This window comes from Pseudomonas sp. 25 R 14 (genome assembly GCF_900004755.1).
Lineage (GTDB): Bacteria > Pseudomonadota > Gammaproteobacteria > Pseudomonadales > Pseudomonadaceae > Aquipseudomonas > Aquipseudomonas brenneri.
The window spans coordinates 19,146-29,985 of sequence record NZ_CVTS01000046.1 but is presented as its reverse complement, the minus strand read 5'-3'; the positions used below and the strand labels follow the sequence as shown (position 1 = coordinate 29,985).

The 10,840-nt window shown below is 61.1% G+C and carries 12 protein-coding genes and 1 pseudogene; 1 reads left to right on the top strand and 12 read right to left on the bottom strand.

Annotated features, from left to right (window positions below; translation table 11 throughout):
* Window positions 1-133 precede the first annotated feature (133 nt).
* Window positions 134-1,330 (top strand): MFS transporter, encoded by a 1,197-nt coding sequence (locus BFQ03_RS15495; protein ID WP_032859132.1) that lies wholly within the window; start codon window positions 134-136, stop codon window positions 1,328-1,330.
* Window positions 1,331-1,372: 42 nt separating this feature from the next.
* On the opposite strand, the gene BFQ03_RS15490 is transcribed toward BFQ03_RS15495, so the two are convergent.
* The 12 genes and pseudogenes from BFQ03_RS15490 to phnG all read right to left on the bottom strand — a co-directional run bounded on the left by BFQ03_RS15490 (window position 1,373) and on the right by phnG (window position 10,829).
* Window positions 1,373-2,827 (bottom strand): M10 family metallopeptidase C-terminal domain-containing protein, encoded by a 1,455-nt coding sequence (locus BFQ03_RS15490; RefSeq protein WP_065943542.1) that lies wholly within the window; start codon window positions 2,825-2,827, stop codon window positions 1,373-1,375.
* Between the two features lie 372 nt (window positions 2,828-3,199).
* On the bottom strand, window positions 3,200-3,604 hold the full coding sequence (locus BFQ03_RS15485) for a type II toxin-antitoxin system HicB family antitoxin (protein ID WP_032859130.1): 405 nt from the start codon (window positions 3,602-3,604) through the stop codon (window positions 3,200-3,202).
* A gap of 23 nt (window positions 3,605-3,627) precedes the next feature.
* A pseudogene (locus BFQ03_RS29115) lies at window positions 3,628-3,815 on the bottom strand (type II toxin-antitoxin system HicA family toxin).
* Between the two features lie 121 nt (window positions 3,816-3,936).
* Window positions 3,937-4,686 (bottom strand): phosphonate metabolism protein PhnP, encoded by a 750-nt coding sequence (gene phnP, locus BFQ03_RS15480; RefSeq protein ID WP_032859126.1) that lies wholly within the window; start codon window positions 4,684-4,686, stop codon window positions 3,937-3,939.
* The gene (gene phnN, locus BFQ03_RS15475; protein ID WP_065943504.1) at window positions 4,677-5,243 is read right to left on the bottom strand and encodes a phosphonate metabolism protein/1,5-bisphosphokinase (PRPP-forming) PhnN; all 567 of its coding nucleotides are present in this window, start codon (window positions 5,241-5,243) and stop codon (window positions 4,677-4,679) included. Before phnN ends, phnP begins: the two co-directional genes overlap by 10 nt.
* On the bottom strand, window positions 5,243-6,388 hold the full coding sequence (locus BFQ03_RS15470; RefSeq protein WP_032859122.1) for an alpha-D-ribose 1-methylphosphonate 5-triphosphate diphosphatase: 1,146 nt from the start codon (window positions 6,386-6,388) through the stop codon (window positions 5,243-5,245). Before BFQ03_RS15470 ends, phnN begins: the two co-directional genes overlap by 1 nt.
* Entirely contained in the window at window positions 6,378-7,097 is a 720-nt protein-coding gene (gene phnL, locus BFQ03_RS15465) for a phosphonate C-P lyase system protein PhnL (RefSeq protein WP_065943503.1), read from the bottom strand. Before phnL ends, BFQ03_RS15470 begins: the two co-directional genes overlap by 11 nt.
* Window positions 7,097-7,906: a phosphonate C-P lyase system protein PhnK gene (gene phnK / locus BFQ03_RS15460; RefSeq protein ID WP_162237639.1), complete on the bottom strand. Its 810-nt coding sequence runs from the start codon at window positions 7,904-7,906 to the stop codon at window positions 7,097-7,099. The genes phnL and phnK overlap by 1 nt, the downstream gene beginning before the upstream one ends.
* Window positions 7,867-8,733, bottom strand: a complete 867-nt coding sequence (locus BFQ03_RS15455; RefSeq protein ID WP_032859115.1) for an alpha-D-ribose 1-methylphosphonate 5-phosphate C-P-lyase PhnJ — start codon at window positions 8,731-8,733, stop codon at window positions 7,867-7,869. The genes phnK and BFQ03_RS15455 overlap by 40 nt, the downstream gene beginning before the upstream one ends.
* Complete coding sequence (locus BFQ03_RS15450; protein WP_032859113.1) at window positions 8,726-9,802, bottom strand: carbon-phosphorus lyase complex subunit; 1,077 nt, start codon at window positions 9,800-9,802, stop codon at window positions 8,726-8,728. Before BFQ03_RS15450 ends, BFQ03_RS15455 begins: the two co-directional genes overlap by 8 nt.
* Window positions 9,802-10,392: a phosphonate C-P lyase system protein PhnH gene (phnH, locus tag BFQ03_RS15445; RefSeq protein ID WP_065943502.1), complete on the bottom strand. Its 591-nt coding sequence runs from the start codon at window positions 10,390-10,392 to the stop codon at window positions 9,802-9,804. Before phnH ends, BFQ03_RS15450 begins: the two co-directional genes overlap by 1 nt.
* A complete protein-coding gene (phnG, locus tag BFQ03_RS15440) occupies window positions 10,392-10,829 on the bottom strand; it encodes a phosphonate C-P lyase system protein PhnG (protein ID WP_032859108.1) in 438 nt (145 codons plus the stop codon). Before phnG ends, phnH begins: the two co-directional genes overlap by 1 nt.
* Window positions 10,830-10,840 lie beyond the last annotated feature (11 nt).

The window sequence follows — 10,840 nt, the reverse complement described above, 5'->3', positions numbered from 1 at the left end:
CCGCCGCTCCCACATTGGCTTGCGCGTAAGGCATCAATGCCAGGCATGACTGAAATCATCAGTAACACTTACTCCCTTCCTTCGCCTACCCTTTACCCTTCACGCCCTCCTTCCCCGCTTTAACGAGAACACCATGACCGCTACCCCACCCGCGACCGCCACCCTGACCCGTGGCATGGTGCTGCTATTCGCGTTCTGCTGCGGGGCTATTGTCGCCAACATCTACTACGCCCAACCGATCATCGAGCTGATTGCCCCGGACATCGGCCTGACCCCGGCCATGGCCAGCCTGATCGTGTCCCTGACCCAGATCGGCTATGCCCTGGGCCTGTTCTTCCTCGTGCCCTTGGGCGACCTGCTGGAAAACCGCCGGTTGATGATCATCACCACCGTGGTTGCCATCGCCAGCCTGTTGGGCGCGGCCTTTACCGAACAGCCGAACCTGTTCCTGCTGGTGTCGTTGTTGATCGGCTTCAGTTCGGTGTCGGTGCAAATCCTGATCCCCCTGGCTGCACACCTGGCGCCCGCCGAATCACGGGGCCGGGTGGTGGGCAGTATCATGGGCGGCCTGTTGCTGGGCATTCTGCTGGCGCGTCCGGTTTCCAGCCTGGTAGCTGACCACTTCGGCTGGCGGGCGATGTTCATGACCGCAGCGGCGATGATGGCCGTGATCAGCGTGGTGCTGTTGTTGACTGTCCCCAAGCGCCAGCCAGACCACAGCGCCAGCTATGGCCAGTTGCTACGCTCGTTGGGCACTTTGCTGCGCGAGCAGCCATCGCTGCGCCAACGGGCGTTCTATCAAGGCTGCATGTTCGCCGCCTTCAGCCTGTTCTGGACCGCCGTGCCGCTGGAGCTCTCACGCAACCATGGCCTGAGCCAAAGCGAGATTGCCCTGTTTGCCCTGGTTGGGGCCTTGGGCGCCATCGCCGCACCGATCAGCGGACGCCTGGCAGACGCTGGCCACACCCATCGCGCCTCATTGCTGGCGATGTTGCTGGCGGCCCTGAGTTTTCTGCCAGCGCTGGTACACCCGGCCTACAGCGTCATCGGCTTGATGGTCACCGGCGTGGTCCTGGATTTTTGCGTGCAGATGAACATGGTCCTCGGCCAGCGCACCATCTACGCCCTGGACGCCCACAGCCGCAGTCGCCTGAACGCGCTCTACATGACCAGCATCTTCATCGGCGGTGCCTTCGGTTCGGCGATTGCCAGCAGTGTGTATGAACATGGCGGCTGGCTTGGGGTGATTGTGGTCGGCAGCCTGTTCCCGCTGGTGGCACTGTTACGATTCCTGAGTGTGTCCAGAGCCGCTTCGACAGTGAGCGCCTGACGTTCGATATCTCATCAACACGCTCAGGATCCTGCCTATCGTTTATCGCTGCTCTGACGGGCTTTTCTCCAACAGACGGACAAGCCCCTGCAACATCATGAGGGTTCCGTGCAGAACACTTCCCAGCGTAGCAAGTAGAGAAGCAGTGGGTTCTGGTGTTGGTGTTGGTGCTGGTGCCGGTGCTGGCACCTGCCCTCCCGTCACGATATCGGCGGATTGAATTTTGCCCACTGTGGTAACCAGCAAGTCAGACTTGCCATTGCCGTTCATATCGATAGCCAAACTGCCACGCCCTGTGTTCGGGTCATGGCTCAGCACTGCGTTACCGGGCCGGCCATTGAATTGACTGGAAAAGTTGAGACCTTTGATACCGGCTTCTCTCAAGGCGCCGGAAACATCGATCTTGTCGACACCGCTGGTAAAATCTTCGATCAGGTCTGAGTTCTTCGATGTGGACTCGCTGGCTTTGTCGTAGACAAATGTGTCAGCGCCGCCTCCCCCTCTCAACCTGTCTAAGCCCCCGCCACCCTTGAGACGATTGTCCGCATCATTTCCCGTAATCACGTCAGTACCTGAACCGCCGATGGTATTTTCCAGTGTTACGCCCTTGGCGATGGAAACATTACCTTTCATTCCCCCGACGTCCGAGAATGATTGTTCATTAAGATTAATGTTCTGGTTCTGTGAATACCCGGAAAAATCCAACGTATCGTTCCCGCCACCGTCCCACACACAAAATATTGCTGAATCAGCAGCGCTCTTGACACTCAGCGACTCACGCCCGGTGTTGGAATTGAAGCCATAGGTCGTGTCCGTGTTACGGGTAGCGCGGTTTGCACCATAAAGACGTTGGGCGGCCGCGATGTCGTACATCATGGGCGCCGAGGGCCCCTTGTTGTTGAAGTTGTGGCCAGCGTTCTCGCGTTCAGACCAATAACTCATGACTGTGCCAGCCTTCGTGTCCTGCGCAAACTGTGCATTCTTCTCGTACGTACCTCCGCCGTTGTAATGGCCGGGGTGGGCGAGCCCAAGACAATGACCGATCTCATGAATCATCGTGGTGTGAAAATGACTCCCCAGCTTTGGGTCATGTGACACACCGCTTGTGCCGATCATCGCGGTTGTCTTGGAGTTTTGCTCGCCAGATCGCCATGCCACCCCCCTGTCCGAGTTATGGGCGCCGGATACCTGAATAGAACCGTCAGCCTTGCGGGCATTCTCATGAAAACTGATGTCGGCCACGTCTTGCCAAGCCTGCATCGCCCGGCGGGCACAGGTTTTTTGCTGCTCGGTGAAACTACTCAAGTTGAAAGACACCTGCATCTTGCCGTCCCTATCCCGATCATGAAAGCGCGTCCCCTCTCGCGTAAGATGCTGGGCGGCCTGATCAGTACTGATGGTGCGTTTCCCGCGAGCGGAAAATTGCTCCTTGGACGGTCCATACATTTCTTCCGGGCAGCAACCAGGATGAGTAACACCGTTGTTTATTTGACTCATGGCGATCTCCAAATCGATTAATGACAGGGATAACAGCGTCCAATGGCGTCGCCTTTCATCGCAGAAAGCTGCCTCAGCCGGCGTCATCCGTCCCTAATCTTTCATGCAGAAAACCACCTCGCCACCTGGGCTTTGAGTCTTATTGAAACGCGTTGAGCTGCGGTTTAGTTTGCTGACAAAACACATGGTTTTTTACATTTACCCGGTGTCACCCGGCCTCGAAAATGCGCGTTCAAGTCGCTGACACCACTAAGAAAACGTAAAAAAGAACACGCTTGTATAATCCAAACCGTCGCTATCTTAAGAAATATCCTCTCTACATTTTCAGCCTCAACGTCAGGCACTTTCCCTCACCTATGGAGGGGCCACCCACTAAGAACGCACCAATTTCTCCAACGCGGCATCCGCCAGGAATGACGAACGGCTTTTGACTTTGTGCTCGCGTACATAACGGTCAATGCGCTGGATCACATACCCTGGCAAGGTCACATTGACCTTCTCGGTCTTGCCCAGGTAAGGCGAAATATCCAGCTCCAGCATGCCCCAGCCCATCCCGGCATATTCCGTGTTGCCATGATGCGCCGCGACCGAGGTCGGCATGGGAATCGCACGGCCTTCGCTGGCCATCTCTTGCAGCATGATGTGGGCCACTTCCACTGCGGCGTTGTAAGCCTCTTCAAAACTGTCCCCGGCGGTCACCGCACCTGGAATATCGGGGATCTGGATACCGGAGGCGGTAAAGTCATCGCCCCATTCGATACAGATTGGGTATTGCATGAATATTCTCCTGAAAAACCGTTCTAGAACGAAAACAGCCCGGCGCGCCGCCTGATACTTCGCACGGTGCCTAAGGGTAGGTCCTTCTTGGGATGAGGCACCGGTATCGTGTACGGGTTATAACGGTGGGTGAAAATTGATGGCTGCCCGTAACCCGATCCAGCACCCAGCCCGCCTCTTGCAGTTCCTTGATCAATAACCTGCTTTGCACCACAGCCTCCTTGCTCCGGCCCGAACAAAAGTAACCCTGGAGTTATCTTTACTCAAGCACAGATTTACCGGAACAGACTGGCGGTTGTTTTGCCGGATATTGAAAAACTGAAGGCCTTGAGTTAAAGCACCCGCCCATCCCAGCCCACCGTCACATGGCGCGGCAATTCACCGCGATACTGCAACAGCCAGGCATCGAGCGTATGCCCGACGTGGGTCAGCACGCCAAGCTCGGCGCCGCATGCTTCGATGCATTGCAAGGCCAATGTCAGGTCATTGTGATTACGCGGCGCCTGGGGTTGCGGCGGCATGGAGCAGTCGATGACCAGTACGTCCAGGGGTTCGCGCCGCAACCAGTCGACGGTTGCCGGGGGCAGGCCCGTGGTGTCGGTGAGATAAGCGATACGCCGGCCCTGCCCTTGCAGCAGGTAACCGAACGTCAGCTTGGAATGTTGCAGCGGCAACGCGGTGACCGTCAGCTCGCCAAACTGCCGGGTCTCGAACTCGGCGAAGGGCTGGCTGAAATCGAGGATGCCGGGGTGTTTGTAGAGGTCCGACAGGCCTTCGGGGTCTGCCGGGCCATGCACCGCAATAGTCAGGCCCTGGCCCCAGCGCAGATGCAGCAGGCCCTGGGCATGATCGGCGTGGTAGTGGGTCTGCAGAATGCCGCTGAGGCTACGTGGCGGGAAGCGCTCGGTCAGGTCCGTCAGCCCGCTGTCGATCAACCAGCGCTGGTCACCGCACTCGACCAACGCACTGCATTCGCGGCGACGCAAGCGTGCATCGCTGCGGGCCAGGGCACAGGCGGCGCATTCACAGCCATACACCGGGACCTGGCGGGCGTCACCGGTGCCCAACAAGGTCAGGCGCATGCCGAGTGCCCTGCGTCCAGGCACCTGAACAAACGTTCAACGGTATGTGCCAGCGACCCGGAATTATCCAGCAGAAATACGCCGGGAGTCGCCGTCAGGCTGTCAGTGAACTGTGTATTGCGCGCCAGGCGTGCGTCGATTTCTGCCACCGACTCACGCCCCCGCGCCAGCAGGCGCTGGCGCAGCACCGCCTGATCAACCGTCAGCAACACCACCAACAGCGTCGGATAACGCTCGCGAGTCTGCGCCAGATGACCGCGCGAGCCGTTGACCAGTACATCGTCCCCCACCGCCAGCCAGTCGTCGATCTGCCGGGGAATGCCATAGGACAAACCATTGGCCTGCCAACTGAGGGCAAAGGCGCCCTCGGCGTTCATCGCCGCAAATTGTGCGGGGCTGACCCCCTCGGCCGCCTCACCCACCGCCTCCGCCGAGCGGGTGATCACTCGCCGCACAATGCGGCAACCGCGCTCGGCCAAACGTAGGCGCGCGGCATCCAGCAGGCTGTCCTTGCCCGAACCCGATGGCCCGATGAGATAGATCAACCTGCCTGCCATCAAAACACCCTCTTGGCTTGTCGCCAGACTTGTTGGACCACTGGCAGCCCTTCACGGCTCCGAGCTTGCACCAGGTCCGCCCGCAGGCCAATGGCAATTTCACCGCGATCGTTCAAGCCCGCAGCGCGTGCCGGAGCCAGGCTGATCATCCTGACCGCACGCGAAAGATCGCCGCCGTCCTGCTGATCGGCCAGGACGAACGCCGCCTGTAGCAGGCTGGCGGGGTAATAGTCACTGGAAAGTATATCCAGCAATCCCTCGGCGGCCAGGCCGGCGGCGGCCACATTACCCGAGTGCGACCCGCCGCGCACCACGTTCGGGGCGCCCATCAGCACGTTCATCCCAAGTTGCCGGCAACCACGCGCCGCTTCCAGGGTAGTGGGGAACTCAGCGATGCTCATGCCGTAGCGCGCCGACTCCTCGACATGGGCCAACGTTGCATCGTCATGGCTGGCCACCGACAGGCCGCGCCCCAGGCAATGCTCGACAATCGCCGCACGATAGCGGTCACTGTAGGCCTTGGAATTGGCCATTTGCAGCACGATAAACGCGTCCATGGTCTCGTCGTTCAGGTGGTACTTGCCCATGTAGTACTCACGGTACTTGGACTCCAGCACAAACTGGCGCTGGCCCGGTGAGTGGTCCATCACCGACACCAGTTGCACCAGCGGGTTTTCCACCAGGTCGCGGAACACGCTCAAGGTGTCCGGGTGGCACAGCTCGCAACGCAGATGCAGGCGGTGTTCGGCGCGGGTCAGGCCGGCCTCTTGCGCCGAGGCAATGGCATTGAGCATCGCCGGCAGTTTCTGCATGCGGTTGCCCTTGGGATTGACGTCGCCGATGGACACCGCGTCGAACACCGTGGTGATACCGGCGGCGATGATTTGCGCGTCATGGCTGAGCACCGCCGAAGTCGACGGCCAGTCCACGCCGGGCCGTGGGGTCATGTGCTTTTCCAGGTTGTCGGTGTGCAACTCCACCAGCCCCGGCAGCAGGAAATCGCCGCCCAGGTCCTGGGCCTGGGACAACTGGCTGCGGCCTTCGGCGAGATCGACGATCATCCCGTCACGCAGCACCACGCTGCCGAGAAATACACGATCAGCCGTGACCAGCCGGGCATTGCTGAGGATCTGTTCAGCGGGCATGAGCGTATTCCTCTTCGGCTTGATGGGCAGGAGTCATGTCCAAGTGACGATCGGCCACCGCCTCACGGGCGGCGCGATCATGGAAGATGCCGATCAGTGCGGCACCGCCGGCCTTGGCTTCGTTCATCAGTTCCAGGACAACCTGGCGGTTGCTGTCATCCAGGGACGCTGTCGGTTCGTCCAGCAACATCACCGGCCAGGCCACCATGAAACCGCGTGCAATATTGACCCGCTGCTGCTCGCCACCGGAAAACGTGCCCGGCGCCAACTGCCACAGGCGCTGCGGGATATTCAGGCGCGCCAGCAAGTGCTCGGCCCGCGCCTGGGCCTGAGGTTTCGGCCAACCACGGGCCAATGCCGGTTCCATCACTACATCCAGGCACGCCACCCGTGGGATCACCCGCAAGAACTGGCTGACATAGCCCAGGGTCTGCTGGCGCACCTGCAGAATGTCCCGAGGCTGTGCGCCCACCAGTTCCAGCCATTGCCCGTCGTGGCAGATGCGAATGCTGCCGCCCGCTGGTAGGTAGTTGCCGTACAGGGTGCGCAGCAAGGTGCTTTTACCGGCGCCGGACTGGCCGTGGAGCACCAGGCACTCACCGCCCTGCACACTGAAATCCACCCCGCGCAGCACGTTCAGCACCACGCCGTTCTGCTGGTGCAAGGTGAAGGTTTTCGACAGGTCTCGGACCTCAATCAACGTATTCATCATGGCTGCAATACCGAAGACACCAGCAGTTGGGAATAAGGGTGCTGTGGATCGTCGAGGATCTGGTCGGTCAAGCCGGTTTCCACCACCCGTGAACGGCGCATCACCATCAGGCGGTCGGCCAGCAGACGCGCAACGGCCAGGTCGTGAGTGACGATGACTACCGCCAGGTCCAGCTCGCGCACCAGGCCGCGCAACAGATCAAGCAAGCGCGCCTGCACCGACACATCGAGGCCGCCGGTCGGCTCATCCATAAACACCAGGCGCGGGCTGGAGACGAGGTTGCGGGCGATTTGCAGGCGTTGCTGCATACCGCCAGAGAAGGTACGTGGCAAGTCGTCGATACGCTGCGGGTCGATTTCCACCTGGCTCAGCCAATCCAGGCCGGCGCCGCGCAGCTGCTGGTAGTTGCGCACGCCCTGGGCCATCAAGCGCTCGCCGATGTTGGCGCCAGCCGAAACGCCCATGCGCAGGCCGTCGCGGGGATTCTGTTCAACAAAGCCCCATTCGGTGCGCAGCAAAGTGCGCCGTTCGGCTTCGCTGGCGCTGTACAGGTCCAGCCATTCGCCCTCCTTGCTCCGATAACCGATGCTGCCGGCCTGGGGTGGCAAGCGCCCGCTCAACAGCGAGAGCAAGGTGGATTTGCCCGAGCCGGACTCGCCGACAATCCCCAGCACTTCGCCGGGGTACAGATCAAAGCTCACGCCCTGGCAACCCTTCTGCGGGCCGTATAACAGGGACAGATCACGCACTTGCAATAAGGGCTGGCTCACTGGTTGTTCTCCTTGACCCGTTGGGCGCAATACCAGGTATCGGAACACACGAAACTCTGGGTGCCGGCGTCATCCAGAATCAGCTCGTCGAGGAATGATTCGTGGCTGCCACAGATCGCACAGCAGTGCTGCCACTTCTGCACTTCGAACGGGTGATCCTCGAAGTCCAGGCTGCTGACCTGGGTGTACGGCGGCACTGCGTACAAGCGCTTTTCGCGACCGGCACCAAACAGCATCAGCGCCGGGCTCATGTCGAGTTTGGGGTTGTCGAATTTGGGGATTGGCGAGGGGTCCATCACATAGCGTTCGTCGACCATTACCGGGTAGGCATAGGCCGTGGCGATATGGCCAAAGGTGGCGATATCTTCGTAGAGTTTTACGTGCATCACCCCGTAGTCATTGAGGGCGTGCATGGTGCGGGTCTCGGTTTCCGACGGTTCGATAAAACGCAGCGGCTCGGGGATCGGCACTTGATAGACCATGATCTGCCCGGCCTGCAACGGCGTTTCGGGGATGCGGTGGCGGGTCTGGATCACCGTCGCGTCGGGGGTGGCCTCGGTGGTGGCGATGCCGGCGGTGCGCGCAAAAAAACGGCGGATGGACACGGCGTTGGTGGTGTCGTCGGCGCCCTGGTCGATAACCTTGAGCACGTCCTCGGCGCCCAGGATTGCCGCGGTCAATTGCATGCCACCGGTGCCCCAGCCATAGGGCAGCGGCATCTCGCGGCCACCGAATGGCACCTGATAACCCGGGATTGCCACGGCCTTGAGCAAGGCGCGGCGGATCATGCGCTTGGTTTGCTCGTCGAGGTAGGCGAAGTTGTACGCCGGATCACGCGTGGGTATCTGGGTAATGTCATTCATGGCGGGAACCCTCAGCCGGTTGGCGCAGTTTGCGGATCAGCTCCAGTTCGGCCTGGAAGTCCACGTAATGAGGCAATTTGAGGTGCGAGACAAAACCGGCTGCCTCGACGTTGTCGCAGTGGGCCAGCACAAACTCTTCACGCTGGGCCGGCGACACCACCTCTTCGTTGAACTCTTCGGCGCGCAGTGAACGGTCCACCAGCGCCATGCCCATGGCTTTGCGCTCGGCATGCCCGAACGCCAGGCCGTAGCCACGGGTGAACTGCGCCAGCTCAGTGGCCGAGCCGACGAACTGGTTGACCATCTCGCACTCGGTGACTTCGATGCTACCCAGGCAGATGGGAAAACCCAGTTCTTCGGGATCGATCCACACCTCTACGTCACCGATGCGAATTTCCCCGGCAAAGGGGTGATTACGCCCATAGCCACGCTGGGTCGAGTAACCCAGCGCCAGCAGAAACCCTTCGTCACCACGGGCCAGGGCTTGCAGGCGCTCGGCACGGCTGGCGGGGAACTCCAGCGGGTCGCGGGTGATATCGGCAACGCGGGCATTGTCGTCGGCTTCGTTCTTGATCAAGCCTTCTTTGGCCAACAACCCCAACACACGCGGGCAAGGTTCCAGACACGCATCCACAGAGGTCTGCGGGCCGGGATACTCACCTTCGGCCAGCAGCGCAAAATCCAGCAGGCGATGGGTGTAGTCGAACGTCGGGCCAAGCAACTGGCCGCCGGGCACATCCTTGAAGGTTGCGGACAAGCGTCGGCTGAGCTGCATCTGCGCGGTGTCGATCGGCAGGCTGGGACTGAAGCGTGGCAACGTGGTCCGGTAGGCGCGCAACAGGAAGATCGCTTCCACCAGGTCCCCCGCCGCTTGCTTGATTGCCAGTGCGGCCAGTTCTTCGTCGTACAACGAGCCTTCGGTCATCACCCGTGCAACGGCCAGCGGCAGTTGCTGGCGGATCTGCTCCACACTCAACTCAGGAATTGCGGTGTCGCCCCGGCGTTTTTTCGCCAGCAGGCGGTGGGCATTGTCGATGGCTTGTTCGCCACCTTTGACGGCTACGTACATCAGGCACACTCCTCTGCGACGCGGGTGCTGCGGGGCAAGCCGAGCAGGTAGTGGCCGGCGCCGAACAGCACGTCCAGGCCACGGGGGAACGCCTCGCGACGCTGGCGTTCCAGCCAGAACGCCTGGGGCAGTGGCAGGCTGACCTGGCGCTGGGCCTGGATGCCCGGGCCGCTCCAATTCAGGCCGCGCCCGCTATCGAGGTCGCTCAACTGGACGAGCAAGGTGCACGACTGGTCGGGATAACGGTCATTGCCGTGGTCGAAGCCGCTCAGGTCGTGCAGGTCATGTTCCCCCAACAAGGCGAACACCGCGTCTTCGCGGCGCGCGACCAGCGGGCAGCCACAGTGGAAGGCCAGGTTGGCGCGGATCAGCGGCGTATCGAAGCTCGGCGCCAGCCACAACGGCGTGTCTGCATCCAGCAGCCCCAGGCACAAGGCGTAGATGGCCGGCGCCAGGCCTTCGAGGTGCGGGGCCGCAGGCAGAGGCTGGATCAAACCCGGTTCGGCCAAGGCCTTGAGCGCTGCACGAAAACTGCGTTGGGCATCCAGGACCGGATCGACAAACGCCGGTTGTAATAATTGAGCATTCATCAGTTTTCTCCTCGCACCAGGGTGAAGAACTCGACCTTGGTGGCGGCGGTATCGGCTTCTTTTTGCGCGCGGCGCCGGGCCTGGGCGTTGGCCAGTACGCGGATCAAATCACTGAGCCATTGGCTCGGCTGTGCGCTTTGCAGATGGGCATCGGCCAGGGCCGCCAATTCGGCATGCACCTTGTCGCGCCCCGCCAGGTAGCTGTAGCCGGTGCGCCCATCGGCCAGGCGTACCACGCAACGGGTCACGCTCATTTCGCCGACGTTGAACGGCGCACCATTGCCACCCATGCGCCCGCGTACCAGGGTCATGCCGATTTCCGGGGCGCGGATCAGTTGGTAATCGGCGTCGCGCAGGGCCGCTTCGTGGGGGATCAGCTCACTGCGAAGGGCGCGGGCAAGCACGCCGATCCAGTGTTGACGCGGGGACAGGCTCATCAAAGTCTCCA